Source organism: Microbacterium sp. NPDC006705, assembly GCF_044903545.1.
GTDB classification, from domain to species: Bacteria; Actinomycetota; Actinomycetes; order Actinomycetales; family Microbacteriaceae; genus Microbacterium; species Microbacterium plantarum.
The window spans coordinates 624,615-642,956 of sequence record NZ_JBJDQQ010000002.1 but is presented as its reverse complement, the minus strand read 5'-3'; the positions used below and the strand labels follow the sequence as shown (position 1 = coordinate 642,956).

Sequence of the window (18,342 nt, the reverse complement as noted above, 5' to 3'; positions counted from 1 at the left end):
CCGACGCTCACGGGAGTGCCGGGGCGTCACGGGAGTCCGGGAGGTTCCGCGACCCGGACCGTGACAAACGTCATGGCCGTACTGTGGGCCTCGTGAACGACCGCGACCCTCGCCCGGCAGCCGCGCAGCGCAGCACGACGCTCGCCCGCGAGGTCGTGGCCACCTCGTGGTACATCGCCGTGTCCATCGTCTTCTTCATGATCTCGGCGCTCGGCATCTGGAGCCTGTGGGCACTGCTGGTCCGCACCCGCCTGGAGGATCCGGCAGTGATCGTCGGATACGCGGTCGGATCGATCGCCGTCCTGGTGTCGACGGTCGTGCTGCTCGTTCGATACCGAGCCGACGGCGATGTGGGGGAAGCGGATCGCCCGCCTCGCCTGCGCCGCTTCCTGTCGTGGCCGGTTCTGCTGGGGACGGGCGGATCGGTGCTGCTCGGCGCGGCGACCGTGTCGGTGCTGTTCGGCGCCTCGGTCCTGGCGACGATCCTGTGCCTGGTGCGCTGGGGGCCCGGCATCCGGTGGCGCGGCGTGATCCTCGTCGAGGCCGCCCTCGTCGCGCTCTGGTTCGCGGAGCGGGCCCGTCTCGAGGGTGCGGGCTCGCTGACATTCGCTCTCCTCGTCTTCGGTGTCGCTCTGCCGGCATCCATCGCTCTGTCGCTGTGGTCCTGGGACGTGGTGCTCGAGCTCGATCGTGCGCGTGCGACCGAGTCGCGCCTCGCCGCGACGCAGGAGCGGCTGCGCCTGGCGGGGGAGCTGCACGACCTGCAGGGGCACCACCTGCAGGTGATCGCGCTGCAGCTGGAGCTCGCCGAGCGGATGCTCGCCCGGGATCCGGATGCCGCGGGGGAACAGATCCGCCTGGCCCGCGCCTCCGTCGACGCGGCGCGAACGGGCACCCGAGAACTCGCCGGACGCTTCCGCGGCGTGCCCCTGCCCGATGAGTTGGCCAACGCCGCCGATCTGCTGCGCGCGGCCGGACTCGCGGTGCGGTCGGACGTGGCCGCCGACGCCGTCCTCGCCCCCGCTGACCTCCTGGGGCCGGTGGTCCGGGAGTGCACGACGAACGTGCTCAAGCACGGCGGTGGGCGATGGGCGGAGGTGCGGCTCGATCGCGACGGCGGATTCTGGCGTGTCGTCTTCGCCAACGACCCGGGCCCGACGTCGTCGCTCGGCGCTGGTTCGGGCCTCGCGGGCATCTCGCACCGGGTCGGGGTGGCCGGCGGTGATCTGCGGACCCGCCGCGAGCACGACCGGTTCGAGGTCGTCGTCTCGGTGCCAGCGGAAGCGCCCGCGGCCGCCGCGGGGCGGGAGCAAGCGGGCGAGGGGATGCCGCGGTGATCCGGGTGCTCATCGCCGACGACGAGGACATGATCCGTTCGGCCCTCGCCGCGCTGCTCCGGCTCGAGGACGACCTCGAGGTGATCGCCGAATGCCGCGACGGCGAGAGCGCGGTCGAGCGGGCGCTCGAGCTGCGTCCCGATGTCTGTCTGCTCGACCTCGAGATGCCCGGCATCGACGGGGTCGAGGCGGCGGCCCGCATCCGGCAGCGGGTTCCGGCGCGCTGCGTCGTCGTCACACGGCACGCGGCCGGGCGTGCTGCGACGCGCGCTGAGCGCCGGCGTCGACGGCTTCGTGCCGAAATCCCGCCGCGCCGACGACGTCGCCGCCGTCATCCGCGAGGTTGCCGCGGGGCGACGCTACGTCGACCCCGAGATCGCCGCCGATGCCCTCAGCGACGAGCGGAGCCCCCTCACCGATCGGGAGCTCGACGTGCTGCGGGCAGGTGCCCGAGGCGAGACGATCGCCGAGATCGCGGCGACGCTGCATCTGTCGGCGGGCACGGTCCGCAACCACGTCTCGTCGGTGCTGGGCAAGCTCCATCTCGCCACCCGGCAGCAGGCGGCGATCATGGCGCGCGAGCGCGGCTGGATCTGACACCGCCCCCTCCGTTCGGCGGGGCGCGGGCACGGGGCCGTCAGGCGCGGGTAGTAGGCTTTCCGATCGGGCGATCTCTCGACATCGAGATTCTTCACGCCCATCACCCACCGTCGCCCAGCGAAGGATTGCAGTGGACCTTTACGAGTACCAGGCCCGAGACCTGTTCGAGAAGTACGAGGTGCCGGTGCTCGCCGGCATCATCGCCGACACCCCTGAGGAGGCGAAGGCGGCGGCCGAGAAGATCGGCGGTGTCGTCGTCGTGAAGGCTCAGGTCAAGACCGGAGGTCGCGGCAAGGCCGGCGGCGTCAAGGTCGCCAAGACCCCCGACGAGGCATACGCCGCAGCCGAGGCCATCCTGGGCCTCGACATCAAGGGCCACGTGGTCCAGCGCGTCATGATCGCGCAGGGCGCCGACATCGCCGAGGAGTTCTACTTCTCGGTGCTGCTCGACCGCGCCAACCGCTCGTACCTGAGCCTGTGCTCGGTCGAGGGCGGCATGGAGATCGAGGAGCTCGCCGTCGAGCGTCCCGAGGCGCTCGCGCGCATCGAGGTCGACCCGCTGCAAGGCATCGACAAGGCCAAGGCCGTCGAGATCGCCCGCGCCGCGAACTTCCCCGACGACCTCGTCGAGAAGGTCTCGGACGTGTTCGTCAAGCTCTACGACGTCTACAAGGGCGAGGGCGCGACCCTCGTCGAGGTGAACCCGCTCGTCCGCACGGGCGCCGGTGACATCGTCGCTCTCGACGGCAAGGTCTCGCTCGACGAGAACGCCAGCGAAGTGCGCCACCCCGAGCACGAGGAGCTCGAGGACAAGGGCGCCGCAGACCCGCTCGAGGCCAAGGCCAAGGAGTCGGGCCTGAACTACGTCAAGCTCGACGGTCAGGTCGGGGTCATCGGCAACGGTGCGGGTCTGGTCATGTCGACCCTCGACGTCGTCGCCTACGCCGGTGAGAAGCACGGCGGCGTCAAGCCCGCCAACTTCCTCGACATCGGCGGCGGCGCGAACGCCCAGGTCATGGCCTCGGGTCTCGACGTCATCCTCGGCGACGAGCAGGTCAAGAGCGTCTTCGTCAACGTCTTCGGCGGCATCACGTCGTGCGTCGCCGTCGCGGAGGGCATCGTCAAGGCCCTCGAGATCCTGGGCGACTCGGCGACCAAGCCGCTCGTCGTGCGTCTCGACGGCAACCAGGTCGACGAGGGCCGCGCGATCCTCGCCGACGCGAACCACCCGCTCGTGACCCTCGCCGCCGGTATGGACGAGGGCGCCGACAAGGCCGCCGAGCTGGCGAACGCCTGAGCTCCGGACGCGAAAAGGACCAACGACATGTCTATCTACCTCAACAAGGACTCCAAGGTCATCGTCCAGGGCATCACGGGCGGTGAGGGCACCAAGCACACCGCGCTGATGCTCAAGGCGGGCACCAACATCGTCGGCGGCGTCAACGCCCGCAAGGCCGGCACCACCGTCTCGCACACCGATGCCGACGGAAACGCCGTCGAGCTGCCCGTGTTCGGATCGGTCGCCGAGGCGATCGAGAAGACCGGCGCCGACGTCTCGGTCGCGTTCGTGCCGCCCGCGTTCACCAAGGACGCCATGGTCGAGGCCATCGACGCCGAGATCCCCCTCCTCGTCGTCATCACCGAGGGCGTGCCCGTCGGCGAGTCGGCCGAGGCCTGGGCCTACGCGAAGTCGAAGGGCAACAAGACCCGCATCATCGGGCCGAACTGCCCCGGCATCATCACGCCCGGCGAGGCTCTCGCGGGCATCACGCCGGCGAACATCACGGGCAAAGGCCCGATCGGCCTCGTATCGAAGTCGGGCACCCTGACCTACCAGATGATGTTCGAGCTGCGCGACCTCGGCTTCTCGACCGCCATCGGCATCGGCGGCGACCCGATCATCGGCACCACGCACATCGACGCCCTCGCGGCGTTCGAGGCCGACCCCGAGACGAAGGCCATCGTCATGATCGGCGAGATCGGCGGCGACGCCGAAGAGCGCGCGGCCGAGTACATCAAGGCGCACGTCTCCAAGCCGGTCGTCGGCTATGTCGCGGGCTTCACCGCCCCCGAGGGCAAGACCATGGGCCACGCCGGCGCCATCGTCTCCGGCTCCGCGGGCACGGCGCAGGCGAAGAAGGAGGCCCTCGAGGCCGCCGGAGTCAAGGTCGGCAAGACGCCTTCCGAGACCGCCGCGCTCATGCGGGAGATCATCGAGAAGCTCTGACGCTTCGGGATACGACGAAGGGGCGGATGCTGCGGCATCCGCCCCTTCGCTGTTCTCCGGAGCTGCGCCCGGCGGCGGCGTGCCGCGGTCGGGTCAGACTCCGAGGAGCGCCTCGAGGGGCCCGCGGGCGAAGAAGATCACGAATCCGCCGGCGACGACCCACAGCAGCGGGCTGATCTGCTTGACGCGGCCCGAGAGAGCGTTGACGAGCACCCACGAGATGAAGCCCGCACCGATGCCGTTGGCGATCGAGTAGGTGAGCGGCATGACGGTCGCCGTGAGGAACACCGGCAGCAGGACGCGGAAGTCGGTCAGGTCGATGTGCGCGATCTGCGACAGCATCATGGCTCCGACGATGACCAGTGCCGCCGCGGCGACCTCGGTGGGCACGATCGAGGTCAGCGGCGTGAAGAACATCGCCAGCAGGAAGACGAGGCCCGTCACGACGTTGGCGAGGCCCGTGCGCGCGCCCTCGCCGATGCCCGAGCCGGACTCGACGAAGACCGTGGCCGACGACGAGCTCGTCGCGCCACCCGCGATCGCACCGACGCCCTCGACGATCAGCGCCGACTTGATGCGCGGGAAGTCGCCCTTCGCGTCGGCGAGGTTCGCCTCCTTCGCGAGTCCGGTCATGGTGCCCATCGCGTCGAAGAAGTTGGAGAAGACGAGGGTGAAGACGAGCATGACGAGGGTCACGATGCTCACCTTGCCGAGGTCGAACCCGAAGTCGACTGCGCCGATGAGGCTCAGGTCGGGGACGCTGACGGGCGAGCCGGAGAGGGCCGGGACGGTCAGTCCCCACCCGCCGGGGTTCTCGGTGGCCGCGCCGAGGTGCCAGATCGCCTCGACGACGATCGACAGGACCGTGCCCGTGACGATGCCGATGAGCATGCCGCCCTTGACCTTGCGAGCGACGAGGATGCCGGTCAGCAGGAGGGTGATGACGAACATCAGGGTCGGCACCGACGCGACGGACCCGCCGACGCCGAGACCGACCGGGGGAGAGGCCTGTCCGGTCGAGGTCACGAACCCGGAGTTGACGAAGCCGATGAACGCGATGAACAGGCCGATGGCCACCGTGATCGCGAGCTTCAGCTGCACGGGCACCGCGTCGAAGATGAGCTTGCGCAGGCCGGTGGCCGCCAGCAGCACGATGATGACGCCGTTGATCATGACGAGCGCCATCGCCTCTGCCCACGTGACCTCGCCGACGACCCCGAACGCGACGAAGGCGTTGATGCCCAGGCCGGCGGCGAAGGCGAAGGGCAGACGCGTGATGAGACCGAACAGGATGGTCATGACACCCGCGGTCAGAGCGGTCGCGGCACTGACCGCCGCGAAGTCGAGGGTGGTCCCCGCGACATCCGGCTTGCCCGACAGGATGATCGGGTTCAGGATCACGATGTAGGCCATCGTGACGAAGGTCACGAGGCCGCCGCGGACCTCCGTGCCGATCGTCGAGCCGCGTCGGCTGATGTCGAAGAAGCGGTCGATGGCACCCTGGGGCGCGCGCGATTGCGTAGTGTTCACAAAATCCTCCGAGAAGACGGTAGCGCCCCGCGCGCGTCCGCCCGACACGCACAGGCTCGCTGGGTAGGGTCGATCAGGCATGAATCGCCTGCTCGTCGCCCTCCTCTCCGCCTTCGACGCCCTCGTCGCGGTGGCCGTCGGCGTTGCCGCGGCCCTGGCGCCGCTGACCGTCCTCTGGGCCGTCGCCTTCGGTGGTGGAGCCGACTGGTCGTCGCTCTGGCCCGCGTCGGTGCGCCTCTGGCAGTTCGGGAACCTGGTGCCGCTGGAGGTGACGCTGCCGCAGGAGTACACGGTGGGAACCGGCATCGGCGCCGACGCGATGTCGTTCTCGCTCTCGCTCTCGCCCCTCGCCGTGGCTCTGCTCATCGCGCTTTTCGCCGCGCGGTCGGGATCGCGCGCTGCCGGCGCGGGAGCCGGGTTCACGGGCGTGCTCGCGGGGGCATCGACCGTCGCCGTCGTTTCGGCCATCCTCGCCGCGACAGCCTCGACTCCGTACGCCGTCGTCGAGACCTGGCAGGCCGTCCTGCTGCCCACCGCCGTCTTCGCGGTGCCGGCCCTGGTCGGCTCCGTGACCCGCGCGTGGCGCGACGGCGACGACGGCCCCGTCGATTCGCTCTTCGTGCGGCTCGACCGCAGCGGTCATGCCGCCGCGGTATCGGCGGGGGCTCGCGGCCTCGCGATCGCCGTTCTCGGCTTCGTCGCGGTCGGTGCCCTCCTCGTCGGCATCGCCATGCTCGTCCGCGGCGGCGACATCGTGGCGCTCTTCCAGGCGGCCAACGTCGACGCGATCGGCGCGACGGTCATCACCATCGGCCAGGCGGCGTACCTGCCGACCTTCTTCGTGTGGGGCGGCGCGTTCGCGGCCGGCCCCGGGTTCTCGCTCGGCGCCGGCTCGACGGTCGCCGCCTCCGGCACGCAGCTGGGTGTGATCCCCGGTATCCCCGTGCTGGGAGCCGTCCCGCCGGCGACGCCGCCGATGCTGCTGCTCGCGGCGCTGCTGTTCGTCGCGGTGGGATTCGTCGCCGGGGCGGCGGCACGGCGCAGGCTTCCGGCGCCGGCATCCGCTCTCGCCGCCGAGCCCGTCGCGCCCCGGCTCATCGCCGCCGCGATTCTGGCGGTCGGAGGCGGTCTCGCCGTCGCGGTGCTGTCGATGTCGGCATCCGGCGCGTTCGGTCCTGACCGGCTCGACCAGATCGGCCCGTCCGCGGGCGCCGTCGGCCTCGCCTTCGCGGTTGAGGTCGGCATCGGTGCCGCGATCGCCCTCCTCGGCCCGCGGTCGTCGCATCGCGAACCCGGGCGCGACGCCCCCTCGGCAGCCGATGCCGAACACCCGGCTCGGACCGCCGGAAAGGCGTGGGTAGAGTAGGACGGTGCTGACGGTCGCGGTCCTCATCTCCGGTGGCGGGTCGAACCTGCGGGCCCTCCTGGACGCCGCGGCCGAGCCCGACTTCCCCGCCCGCGTGGTGGTCGTCGGAGCCGACCGGCCCGCCGACGGTCTCGCTCATGCCGACGCGTACAACATCCCGACCTTCGCGGTCCCGTTCCGCGAGTACGCGACGCGTGAGGAGTGGGGTGACGAGCTCGCTCGCCAGCTGGCGGCCTGGGCCCCCGACCTCATCGTGCTCAGCGGGCTGATGCGACTGCTGCCCGCCGCGGTCGTCGACGCGTGGTCGCCCCGCATCATCAACACCCACCCGGCGTATCTGCCCGAGTTCCCGGGCGCTCACGGCGTGCGCGATGCGCTCGTAGCCGGTGCCGAGCTGACGGGGGCAAGCGTCATCGTCGTCGATGCGGGCGTCGACACCGGGCCGATCCTGGCCCAGGAGCGCGTGCCCGTGCTCCCCTCCGACGACGAGGCGTCGCTGCACGAGCGCATCAAGCCCGTCGAACGCCGACTGCTCATCGACGTCGTGCGGCGCATCGCCACCGGCGAGATCGACCTCGCCGCGCCCGCATCCCCGAACCCGACCGCTCCGACCGCCTGACGCACCGCAGGCCCCACACCGCACCCGAGGAGAACCGCCATGGCCGGACCGAGCCACGACCCCGCCCTCTACCGCGCGCGCGACCTCGTCGCCGTCCGCCGAGCGCTCATCTCGGTGAGCGACAAGACCGATCTTCTGCCGCTCGCACAGGCTCTCGCCGATGCCGGTGTCGAGATCGTCTCGACCGGTGGATCGGCCGCGCTGCTCCGCGATGCGGGCCTGACCGTGACCGATGTCGCCGAGGTCACCGGGTTCCCGGAGTCGCTCGACGGGCGAGTGAAGACGCTGCACCCGGGCGTTCACGCCGGTCTTCTCGCCGACCTGCGACTCGAGAGCCATGAGGCCCAGCTCGGAGAGCTCGGCATCTCGGCGTTCGACCTCGTCGTCGTGAACCTGTACCCCTTCGTCGAGACGGTGGCCTCGGGCGCTGCGCCCGACGACGTCGTCGAGCAGATCGACATCGGCGGGCCCGCGATGGTGCGCGCGTCGGCGAAGAACTTCGCCAACGTCGCGATCGTCGTCTCGCCCTCGTCGTACCCGGCCATCATCGAGTCGGTCTCCGCCGGCGGCACGAGCCTCGCGCAGCGCCGCGACCTGGCTGCCCGCGCTTTCGCGCACACGGCGGAGTACGACCGGGCCGTCGCGACGTGGTTCGCCGAGTCGACCCTCGAGGGCGACGAGCTGCCGCAGCACCTCACGATCCGCGCCGAGCGTCTGGCCACGTTGCGCTACGGAGAGAACTCGCATCAGCGCGCCGCCATCTACACGCGCGCGGGCGGCCACGGCATCGCTCAGGCCGAGCAGCTGCAGGGCAAGGAGATGTCGTACAACAACTACGTCGACGCGGATGCCGCACTGCGCGCCGCGTTCGACATGGTCAAGCCCGCCGTCGCGATCATCAAGCACGCGAACCCGTGCGGCATCGCCGTCACCGCACCGCAGGCGCTCGACCCCATCGCATCCGCGCACCTGCGCGCGCACGAGTGCGACCCCGTGTCCGCATTCGGCGGGGTGATCGCCGCCAACCGGACCGTCACGCTCAAGATGGCCGAGAACCTGCGCGACATCTTCACCGAGGTGATCGTCGCTCCCGACTTCGAGCCCGCCGCGCTCGAGGTGTTCAAGCTGAAGAAGAATCTCCGCGTGCTGCGGCTCCCCGCCGACTGGCGTCAGGAGCGCATGGACGTCCGGCTCGTCTCGGGCGGGCTCCTGCTGCAGGACGCCGACCGCTTCCCCGATGACATCGAGTCGGTCGCCACGGACTGGCAGCTGGTGTCGGGGGAGCGTCCCGACCCCTCCGAGCTCGAGGGGATGATCTTCGCGTGGAAGGCGTGCCGCGCCGTCAAGTCGAACGCCATCGTGCTCGCTCAGGGATCGGCGACGGTCGGCATCGGCATGGGACAGGTCAACCGCGTGGACTCGTGCCGCCTCGCCGTCGAGCGCGCCGGAGAGCGGGCGGCCGGCTCGGTCGCGGCATCCGATGCCTTCTTCCCCTTCGCCGACGGCCCGCAGGTCCTCATCGACGCGGGGATCAAGACGATCATCCAGCCCGGCGGTTCGGTGCGCGACCAGGAGGTCATCGATGCGGCCCAGGCCGCGGGCGTGACGATGTTCTTCACGGGCGAGCGCCACTTCTTCCACTGACGCCGAGCGGGGCCGGCCGAGTCAAGAGGTGATCGGCGGGCCCGGAACGGGCGATAGGGTCGCTTCGGGTGTGGATCGTTTCGAGGAGGAACGAGTGATCTGGGAGATCGATGAGCGCGCTCGGACGATCGAGGGGCTCGATGCGGACGGCCGACCGAGGCCGGAGTACGCCGCGTCTCTCGGACTGCGCCGAGCACCGTTCGGCCGGCGCGTGCTGGCCACGGCCATCGAAGCGCTGGTCCTGCTCCTGATCCAGTCGCCGCTGCTCGTCTTCGTCGTTCCGGCGCTGAGCGGCATCGCTCTGGCGGCCGAGCCCGTCGAGGCGCTCGCCGCCCGTGACGATCTGCTGCTGCTGATCATCCTCGCGGCCGTGAGCTCGGGTCTGTCGACGGCCTTCGTCCTCACCCAGCTCATCCTGCTCGGCCGCCGCGGAGTCACTCTGGGCAAGGCGCTGACGGGCTTGCGCGCCGTGAACGTCCGCACGCTCGAGCGTCCCGGCTTCTGGCGAGGCGCTGTCGTGCGCTACCTCGTCCTCTGCGCGAGCATGATCGTCCCGATTCTCGGCCCCCTGCTCGTCATCGCGCTCTCGCCCTTTTTCGACCCCAACCGGCGAGGCCGCAGCTGGCCCGATCTCGCGGCCGCCGTCTGGCTCGTCGACATCAAGCGCGGGCTCAACCCGTACGACGACAAGCGCATGCGCATCGCGAGGAAGACGGTCGCGACGGACCTGCTCGATGTGAAGACGGAGCTGCCGTCGCTCGCGACACCCGTCGCCTCGGCGGGCACCGGGTCGTACGTTCCGCTCGCGCGAAACAAGGGCGGTGTGCTCGGAGCCGTTCGCTCCGCACCCGGCAGCGGAATCATCGGCGAGACGGATGCCGTCGAGGAGGAGGAACGCCCGGGCATCCCCACCACGGTCGCGCCGGCGCCGTTCGTTGCACCCGCACCGGGCATGCCCGCGGCGTCGCCGCCGCCCGCAGCGCCGGGAGTGCCTGCCGGCGCACCCACGCCCGGTGCTATTGCTCCGGGGGCGATCGTCGCTCCCGCCGCCGGCGCGGCGCCGTGGACGCCGCCGTCGCTGCTCGAAGAGCCCGTTGCGCCGCCTGCCCCGGCTTCGCCTGCCCCGGCCGCCCCTGCCCCGGCTGCGCCCGCTGTGTCGGCGCCGGCACCCGTTCCCGCCGCCGAGCAGGTGGCCGCGCCGTCCGCGGTCGTCGAGCTCACGCTCGACTCGGGCGACACGATCGCGGTGCCGGGCGGGGGCGTCGTTCTGGGCCGGGCCCCGGCAACCGGTCCCGACGATGTGGACGTCTCACCCGTTCCGGTCGTGGACCACACGCGTTCGATCTCGAAGACCCATTGGGCGCTCCTTCGCTCCGGCGGCCGAGTCGTGGCTGTCGAACGCGGCTCGACCAACGGAAGCGTTCTCGTGCGCGGTGCCCGAGAGCAGGTCCTCGTCCCCGGCCAGCCCGTCGAGCTGCGCGACGGCGACACCATCCGCTTCGGCGACCGCTCCGCGGTCGTCGCGATCCGCTGACTCCCCGCCGACCGACGTCGCACGGCTGACAGGAAACCTCGATGAGACTCAAGCTGACTCTGCAGCGCCGCGATCACACCGGGACGGACATCGTCGTCACGTCCGACTCGACCGCCACCGTGCACGACGTCGCGCGTCGGATCGTCGACAGCGACCCGCGACGTGAAGTCGCCGCGGGCGACTCGGATGTCCTGACGTTGACGGTGGCGCCGCCGACGTCGCCCGATTTCGTCATGCTCGACCCGAACATGCTCGTCAGCGATGCTCCGATCGGCTCGGGGTTCGTTGCCACCGTGACGAACCTCGGAGCGGACTACGTCGCCACCCGCGGTGCCGGCGGCCCCGTCGCCGCGATCCTCCACGTGGTCGGCGGGCCGCTTGCGGGACGCGAGTTCTCGCTCCCGCAGGGCCACTTCACGATCGGCCGCTCGCAGGGCAACGACATCGTGCTCGATGACCGGCTGGTGTCCAAGCGTCACGCGCGCATCGAGATCGGGGCATCCGTCGAGCTCGTCGATCTGAACTCCGCCAATGGAATCGTCATCGACGGCGGTCTCGTGCAGCGCCTGCGCGTGATCCCCGGCCAGCGGTTCCAGCTCGGCGACACCGAGCTCGTCATCTCGATGGTCGAGAGCTTCGCCCCCGTCGAGCAGGATCCTGTGCTCGAGCGGGGCGGCAGTCTCCTGTTCAACCGCAGCCCGCGGGTCGAGGCGCGCTACGTCGGCGAAGAGCTCGAAGAGCCGCGGATGCCGAAAGATCCGGTGTCGCGCCTCTTCCCATGGCCGATGCTCATCGCGCCCCTCATCCTGGGCATCGCGATGTTCTCGATCACCAACCAGCCGCGCACGCTGCTCATCGTCTTCATGACGCCGATGATGCTGCTCGGAAACTTCATCTCGCAGCGGACGCAGCTGGGCCAGCGTCAGCGCAAAGAGGTCGAGATCTTCGAGCGCACCTTCGAGGAGCTCGAGGAGAAGCTGTACCGGCTGCGGCCGCGTGAGCGCGAGGTGCGCAACGCCGAGGTCCCGCCCGTCGCCGTGGTCTTCGAGCAGTCGATGCAGCTCGGCCCGATGCTGTGGACGCGGCGCCCCGAGCACTGGAACTTCCTCTCGGTGCGGATGGGCACCTCCGAGGCTCCTTCACGCACGAGCGTCAAGCGTGCTGAGAACCCCGATGCGCTGCAGGAGTACGTCGAGCGCGTCGACCGGCTGCGCGAGCGCTACCGGATGATCGACGGCGTCCCCGTCCTTGAGTCGTTGCAGAGCGTCGGCGTGCTCGGCGTCGCCGGCGGCGCACGCGAGGCCGCGGATGCCCTCCGCGGGCTGGCCGTGCAGCTGTTCGGGCTGCACTCCCCGAACGATCTCGCCGCCGTCGCGCTGACCGAGCCCGAGTGGGCGAAGGAGCTCGAGTGGCTCAAGTGGCTGCCGCACACCTCGAGCGAGCGCAGCCCGTTCCGCGACATGCCGCTGTCGGATTCCGCCTCCACCGGCGCCGCACTGCTGTCCGGGCTCGAGGAGCTCGTGATGCGGCGATCGAAGGCGGCAGCCGCGCCCCGTCTGCCGTTCGACGACGACTGGGACCCGATGCGTTACGGCACCGATGTCCGTCGCGCCGCCGAAGAGGCGACCTTCCCGGGGCAGACCGCGGTGCTCGTCATCGTCACCTCCGACGCGCCGGTCGATCGTGCCCGTCTCACGCAGGTGCTGGAGCGCGGCGCCGACGTCGGTGTCTACGGCATCTTCGTCGCGCCCGTCGTCGACGCACTGCCCGCCGTGTGCCGCACGTTCGTCGACGTGTCGGCGGGACTCGGCGCGGCGCGTGTGGGAACCGTCCGCAGCGGCGTCGAGTACCCCGTCACAGAGGTCGAGGGCGTCTCGAACGAGCTCATGACGGTGCTCGCGAAGCGACTCGCTCCGGTGGCCGATGCCAGCACGATCATCGAGGACTCCTCCGACATCCCGAACTCGGTGATGTTCCTCTCGCTCGTCGGTTCCGAGCTCGCCTCCGACCCGACATTCGCTGTCGAGCGCTGGCGCGAGAACAACACGATCCTCGACCGCAGCGGGGGAGCGCTGCCGCGGCTGAAGAAGGCCGGCAACCTGCGCGCCATCGTGGGCCAGGGTGCGACCGACGCCATGACGCTCGACCTGCGGACGCAGGGGCCGCACGCCCTCGTCGGCGGTACGACGGGCGCCGGCAAGTCGGAGTTCCTGCAGGCGTGGGTGCTCGGCATGGCCGCGGCCCACAGCCCCGACCGCGTCACCTTCCTCTTCGTCGACTACAAGGGCGGATCGGCCTTCGCCGACTGCGTCGAGCTGCCGCACACCGTCGGCCTCGTCACCGACCTGAGCCCGCACCTGGTCCGTCGCGCCCTGACGAGCCTCCGGGCCGAGCTGCACCACCGCGAGCACCTGTTCAACCGCAAGAAGGCGAAGGACCTGCTCGAGCTCGAGAAGCGTCGCGACCCCGAGACGCCGCCCGCACTCGTGCTCGTGATCGACGAGTTCGCCGCGCTCGCGGGCGAGGTGCCGGAGTTCGTCGACGGCGTCGTCGACATCGCCCAGCGCGGTCGCTCGCTCGGCATCCACCTCATCATGGCGACGCAGCGTCCCGCCGGCGTCATCAAGGACAACCTCCGCGCCAACACGAACCTCCGCGTCGCCCTGCGCATGGCCGACGAGTCGGATTCCAAGGACGTCGTCGACGACCCCGTGGCGGCCCGATTCGACCCCAGCATCCCCGGCCGCGGTATCGCCAAGACCGGCCCCGGCCGTCTCGTTCCCTTCCAGTCGGCCTATGCCGGTGGCTGGAGCACCGATGAGGTCGTCGCCGCCGACGTCAGCGTCGCGGAGCTCCGCTTCGGGTCGGTGCAGCGCTGGGAGGTCGACGAGAAGCCCGAAGACCCGGCCGCCGAGGTCGATCCCGGACCCAACGACCAGAAGCGCATCGTCGCCACCCTCGTCGCCGCCGCGAACCGAGCGGCGATCCCGGCACCCCGTCGGCCCTGGCTCGACGACCTCGAGACCACCGTCGACATCCGTTCGCTGCCCGCGGGTCGCGCCGGGTCGATCCTCATCGGCAAGAGCGACATCCCCGAACGCCAGCTGCAAGAGGCCGTTTACTTCGAGCCCGACCGCGACGGCTCGCTGCTCGTGTACGGCACCAGCGGCTCGGGCAAGTCCACCGTCCTCCGCACGATCGCCATCGCCGCCGCGACGACGGGCCGCCGTGCCGAGAACATCGAGGTCTACGGTCTCGACTTCGGCTCGGGGTCGCTCAAGAGCCTCGAGATCCTGCCGCACGTCGGCTCGGTGATCCCCGGCGACGACGCCGAGCGCGTGCAGCGCATCATGCGTTCGCTCGGGAAGGTGCTCGATGACCGGGGCAAGCGCTTCAGCGCCGCCAACGCGTCGACCATCGCGGAGTACCGCGAGCTCACCGGCCGTGACGAGGCGCGCATCGTGCTGCTCCTCGACGGGTTGCCGCAGTTCCGGGCCGAGTGGGAATCCACCACGGCGCGGATGCCGTTCTACCAGGCGTTCATGCGGATCCTCGGCGAGGGACGTCCGCTCGGCGTCCACGTCGTGGCCACCGCCGACCGTTCCGGCTCGGTGCCGACGGCGGTCAGCTCGAACATCTCGCGCCGCGTCGTGCTGCGACTCTCGGACGAGAACGCCTACGCGCTGCTGAACGCGCCGAAGGACGTCCTCGACGAGCGCTCCGCGCCCGGGCGGGCGATCGTCGACGGCTTCGAGACGCAGATCGCCGTCCTCGGCGGCACGCCGAACGTCGCGGAGCAGACGAAGCTGCTCGGTCAGCTCGCCGACGAGCTGCGATCGCGCGGCGTGCGCGAGGTCGCGGAGATCGGGTCGCTGCCGACGCGTCTCGCGCCCGCGGACCTTCCCGACCGCATCGGCGAGTTCCCGGTGCTCGGCGTCGCGGAAGACACCCTGGCTGCGCGCGAGTTCGACCCCGTGGGAACGTTCGTCGTGGCCGGCCCGCCGATGGCGGGCAAGACGACCGCGATGAAGGCCATCATCACGTCGATGACGCGCCTCGACCCCGAGGTGACGCTGTTCCACTTCGGCGGCCGGCGCTCGCAGCTGCGCGACTTCGCGCCGTGGGTGCGCAGTGCCACGACGCCCGACGACGCGAAGGAGCTCGCCACCGAGCTGGCCGAGCTCGTCGCCGACGAGACCCTCGGGCGCCGCATCCTCATCGTCGTCGAAGACGTGCCGCAGTTCGCCGACTCGCCGGCGGAGCGCCCGCTGAAGGCCCTGTTCCAGGCGGTCAACCGCAGCGACCACCTGCTCATCGGCGACGCCGACGTCACGCAGGTGACCAGCGGATTCGGCCTCGTCGGCGACTTCAAGGGCGGGCGCAAGGGCGTCATCCTCAAACCGGATGCCTTCGACGGCGACGCCGTGTTCAAGGTGCCGTTCCCGAAGGTCAAGCGCAGCGACTTCCCCGAGGGCCGCGGCATCTTCGTGCAGGCCGGTCGTGCCGTCACGGTGCAGATGCCGCTGGTGGAGTCCGAGACCGTCGCGGCGTCTCGTCCGGTCGCGGCGGGCGCGGGGGAGGCCGTGTCGACCGACACCGTCACCGAGACCATCCGCTGAGTCGGATGTCGTCGGGGCGGGTCCGCGCGTCGCCAGCCACTGCGGGCGGGCGGTGGTGGGCGTGGATCGCGGGCGCCGGGATGACGTCCGCGGTCGTCTCGGCTGCCGTGATGTATCCACCGCTCCGGCGTATCCGGCTCGACCCCGGCCTCGCCCTTCCGATCATGGTGACGGCATCCGTGGTCGCGGTTCTCGCTCTCGGCGCGGCGGCCGTCGTCCGGCCCGCGGCAAGGCGAACGGATGCCGCGATCATCGCCACGATCGTCGCGGTGGCAATGGTCGCGGCGATCGGATACCGCGCTGTGGTGGGAACGTCTGCGGGCACGTCGTTCTCGGAAGCGCAACTGCGGCTGTGGTTCGCACTCGCCGTGGCGCAGGTCGTGCTCCTCGTCATCATCGCGGTGCAATCGCCCCGCACCCGGCGCGCCGATGAGGTGCGGCGTTGAGCATGCGAGCGACGATGCGGCGGTCATCGCCTACGTCCAGGCCGACCTCGAGCAGCTGTTCGCGTCGGTCGTCACGGTGACGCACTGAGCGTCTCTGTCGCTCCGGGCGCCGTGCCGCAGCGACCGCCTCACCACGACGAGCGCACTCCGCGAGCCGAACGCTCCATGTGGTGATCACCGTCGTCTCACCGATCGGGTGGCCAAGTGAGCGCACCGATGGACACGAAGTGGGACCCCGTCATCCCCTATCCGCTCTTCCTCGCGCCGACGGCGATCCTGGTCGGCCTCGCTGCCCTCTCCGGGGTTCTCGCGCTGGTGGTCGCCCTCAGTGCGCGAGCCGGCGACGAGTCAGGGCAGCGGGGTCCACTGGGCCCCACGGCGCCGGCCATGGTCAGTGCTTTCGCTTTCTCCTCCTCGTCCCCGACGGGGCACCCGGTGGGGTGACACCGTCTTCGGTGAGCAATGGGTGGCAGCAGCCGTTTGCGCCGGCGCGTTCGTCGTGCTGCTCTTCGGCGTGGCTGCCTCGTCCGCGAAGAGTCGTCGTCGCCGAGGCGCAGACGCATGAGCCCGTCCGCCGCGCACCTGGACGATGACCGCCCGCAGAGCGTGAACGTGGGATGACGTTCTTCAACGACAGTGCCACCGACTGGGCCGACGATCATTCCTTGAGCGCGGAGACGCGGTTCAGTCGCCTCGAAACGGTCGCTTTCCAGCGGCATTCCGAGATCTTTCATACCCTGGCGCTGCGCGTCGGAACGGCGGAGATGCGCGCCAGAACGGTGGTGGTACGTCGGGTGGTGGCTCAGCCGTGCCGTGTGGTTCTGGGATCGTGAAGGTGACCAGTGGTGGTGGTGCGTCTTCGCGATAGACCCGCCCGGTCGGTGAGGTCCAGACGAGGGTTCCACCCGCGAGTTGTACCACGTGCCATCTGGTGTGGTGTTTGACGTCGTGGTGGCGCTTGCAGAGGTCGGCGAGGTTGCACACGTGTGTCTTGCCGCCGTCGGATGCGGCGATGGTGTGGTCGAGTTCGCATCGGATGGCGGGTTGTCGGCATCCGGGGAACCGGCAGTGCCGGTCCCGGGCTCGCAGCAACCGGATCATCGCCGCGGTGGGCCGGTACGCGTCGCATTCCAGCACGGTTCCGGTGACGGGGTGGGTGAGCAGCCGGTCCCACGAGGTGGCGTTGCCCGCGAGCTCGCGGGCGGTGGCGGCGTCGATGGGGGAGCGCCCGGCTAGATCGGCCGGCCCCTCGTCCTGACCCATCAGCGTCAGCGCGGATACCGCGACCTGCACGTGTGCGCGGATCGCGCCGAGGGTTCCGTTGCCGTCACCGGTCGCGGTGGGATCGAGGGTCGGTGTTCCGGCCAGCAGGAGGTCGGAGAACACGTCGGCTCGAACCTGGTCGATGCTCCGGCCGTCGTCGATGAACGACGACCCGACATCAAGCGTCGTTTCGGCGTCGGGTGCGCGGCCATTCGCGTCGGCTCGCTCGTCAGGAACGCCCGCGGCGTCGCGCGCAGGTCGTGCGTTGATGATCTCCCGCGCCTGTCGCGTAAGTCGGTCGATGATTCCGTCGGCGATCACGGTCGGCAGCGTCGCGATCAAATCCGACATCCCGTCCGGGCCGGGCTTGACCGAGACGCACCTCCCCGCCGCGACCTCCTCGTGGCGTTCCGTGAACGATCGCGGGTGCACCCGTTCGGCGACCATCTGGAGCGCGTCGCGCACCCGGTTCGGGGCGTCGCGTTCGCACTTCTCGATCGCGAGGCGTTCGAACTCCGCACGGTCACCCGCCGGGATGACGCATCCGACGTCCTGGATGACCCGCACGTGCCCGCGGACGATCCGCCCGGCCTCCCATGCCGCCATCGTCAACGGGTAGTTGTCGACGAGGTCTCGGGCTTCGTCGATGCGACGCTGCAACGTCCGGTCGGTCGCGACGAACACCCCGGCAAGCTCGGCGGCGATCCCACGCAGTGCCATCTCCCGCGCCTTCACCCGCTCGGACGCGCCCGCCGACTGCTGCTCAGCCAGCACCCCCGCCGCCGCCAGAACCCGCACCTCCCGGACCTGCCCGGCCCGCACCACATCCGCAGCCGCCTCGGCATCCGCGACCAGCGCCGCGAGCGCGGCGACGTCGGCGTCGCTGCCCATCCCGCTGTCGGATGCGTGGTTCGAATGCATGTTCTAATCATGGCACCGACCTCCGACATTCATCCGAACTGTCCACAGGCTGCGGCATCCGCGCGATCGACCGTCGGAACATGCCGCAGCGCAGCCGTCCGAACCTGACGCGTCACGCACGTTCGGACCGCGGTGGAGCCTCCCGAGCGCCTGGGTTCCGCTCATCATCATCGCCGTCGTCAACATCGTTCCCGCCGCGATCGTTCTGGCTGGCCGCGGCCGCGGCTCACATCGCC

General features: G+C 70.5%; 12 protein-coding genes and 1 pseudogene. 11 read left to right on the top strand and 2 right to left on the bottom strand.

Annotated elements, in window-relative coordinates:
• Positions 1-92: 92 nt before the first annotated feature.
• From ACI2K6_RS13590 to sucD, 4 genes and pseudogenes are all read left to right on the top strand, one after another.
• Entirely contained in the window at positions 93-1,337 is a 1,245-nt protein-coding gene (locus tag ACI2K6_RS13590; protein ID WP_404568823.1) for a sensor histidine kinase, read from the top strand.
• Positions 1,334-1,934, top strand: a pseudogene (locus ACI2K6_RS13585) (DNA-binding response regulator). Before ACI2K6_RS13590 ends, ACI2K6_RS13585 begins: the two are co-directional and overlap by 4 nt.
• 133 nt (positions 1,935-2,067) lie before the next feature.
• Positions 2,068-3,234 carry an ADP-forming succinate--CoA ligase subunit beta gene (sucC, locus tag ACI2K6_RS13580; RefSeq protein WP_354449955.1) on the top strand — a complete coding sequence of 389 codons (1,167 nt, stop codon included), beginning with the start codon at positions 2,068-2,070 and terminating at the stop codon, positions 3,232-3,234.
• 27 nt (positions 3,235-3,261) lie between these two features.
• Positions 3,262-4,164: a succinate--CoA ligase subunit alpha gene (sucD, locus tag ACI2K6_RS13575; protein WP_112617478.1), complete on the top strand. Its 903-nt coding sequence runs from the start codon at positions 3,262-3,264 to the stop codon at positions 4,162-4,164.
• A 93-nt stretch (positions 4,165-4,257) separates the two neighbouring features.
• Here sucD and ACI2K6_RS13570 read toward each other — a convergent pair whose 3' ends face one another.
• On the bottom strand, positions 4,258-5,694 hold the full coding sequence (locus ACI2K6_RS13570; RefSeq protein WP_269267966.1) for an NCS2 family permease: 1,437 nt from the start codon (positions 5,692-5,694) through the stop codon (positions 4,258-4,260).
• 79 nt (positions 5,695-5,773) lie between these two features.
• On the opposite strand from ACI2K6_RS13570, the gene ACI2K6_RS13565 reads away from it, so the two are divergent.
• The 7 genes from ACI2K6_RS13565 (at position 5,774) to ACI2K6_RS13535 (ending at position 16,366) form a co-directional block, all read left to right on the top strand.
• Positions 5,774-7,060, top strand: coding sequence for a DUF6350 family protein (locus ACI2K6_RS13565; RefSeq protein WP_404568822.1), 1,287 nt, complete (start codon positions 5,774-5,776; stop codon positions 7,058-7,060).
• Between the two features lie 4 nt (positions 7,061-7,064).
• Positions 7,065-7,679 carry a phosphoribosylglycinamide formyltransferase gene (gene purN / locus ACI2K6_RS13560; RefSeq protein ID WP_274178973.1) on the top strand — a complete coding sequence of 205 codons (615 nt, stop codon included), beginning with the start codon at positions 7,065-7,067 and terminating at the stop codon, positions 7,677-7,679.
• Positions 7,680-7,718: 39 nt separating this feature from the next.
• Complete coding sequence (gene purH / locus ACI2K6_RS13555) at positions 7,719-9,323, top strand: bifunctional phosphoribosylaminoimidazolecarboxamide formyltransferase/IMP cyclohydrolase (protein WP_112617475.1); 1,605 nt, start codon at positions 7,719-7,721, stop codon at positions 9,321-9,323.
• Positions 9,324-9,417: 94 nt separating this feature from the next.
• Entirely contained in the window at positions 9,418-10,857 is a 1,440-nt protein-coding gene (locus ACI2K6_RS13550) for an RDD family protein (protein WP_404568821.1), read from the top strand.
• A gap of 41 nt (positions 10,858-10,898) precedes the next feature.
• Complete coding sequence (locus ACI2K6_RS13545; protein ID WP_354449964.1) at positions 10,899-15,476, top strand: FtsK/SpoIIIE domain-containing protein; 4,578 nt, start codon at positions 10,899-10,901, stop codon at positions 15,474-15,476.
• An 80-nt stretch (positions 15,477-15,556) separates the two neighbouring features.
• Positions 15,557-15,922: a hypothetical protein gene (locus tag ACI2K6_RS13540; protein ID WP_274178970.1), complete on the top strand. Its 366-nt coding sequence runs from the start codon at positions 15,557-15,559 to the stop codon at positions 15,920-15,922.
• Between the two features lie 204 nt (positions 15,923-16,126).
• On the top strand, positions 16,127-16,366 hold the full coding sequence (locus tag ACI2K6_RS13535; RefSeq protein WP_274178969.1) for a hypothetical protein: 240 nt from the start codon (positions 16,127-16,129) through the stop codon (positions 16,364-16,366).
• A 240-nt stretch (positions 16,367-16,606) separates the two neighbouring features.
• Here the strand turns inward: ACI2K6_RS13535 and ACI2K6_RS13530 are convergent, their stop codons facing one another.
• Positions 16,607-18,106, bottom strand: a complete 1,500-nt coding sequence (locus ACI2K6_RS13530; protein WP_354449966.1) for a DUF222 domain-containing protein — start codon at positions 18,104-18,106, stop codon at positions 16,607-16,609.
• Positions 18,107-18,342: the final 236 nt, after the last annotated feature.

Excerpts from the sequence above, each read along its gene's own strand:
- sucD (WP_112617478.1), top strand. The coding sequence starts at position 3,262 with ATGTCTATCTACCTCAACAAGGACTCCAAGGTCATCGTCCAGGGCATC.
- ACI2K6_RS13565 (WP_404568822.1), top strand. The coding sequence starts at position 5,774 with ATGAATCGCCTGCTCGTCGCCCTCCTCTCCGCCTTCGACGCCCTCGTC.
- purH (WP_112617475.1), top strand. The coding sequence starts at position 7,719 with ATGGCCGGACCGAGCCACGACCCCGCCCTCTACCGCGCGCGCGACCTC.
- ACI2K6_RS13545 (WP_354449964.1), top strand. The coding sequence starts at position 10,899 with ATGAGACTCAAGCTGACTCTGCAGCGCCGCGATCACACCGGGACGGAC.
- ACI2K6_RS13540 (WP_274178970.1), top strand. The coding sequence starts at position 15,557 with ATGACGTCCGCGGTCGTCTCGGCTGCCGTGATGTATCCACCGCTCCGG.
- ACI2K6_RS13530 (WP_354449966.1), bottom strand. The coding sequence starts at position 18,106 with ATGCATTCGAACCACGCATCCGACAGCGGGATGGGCAGCGACGCCGAC.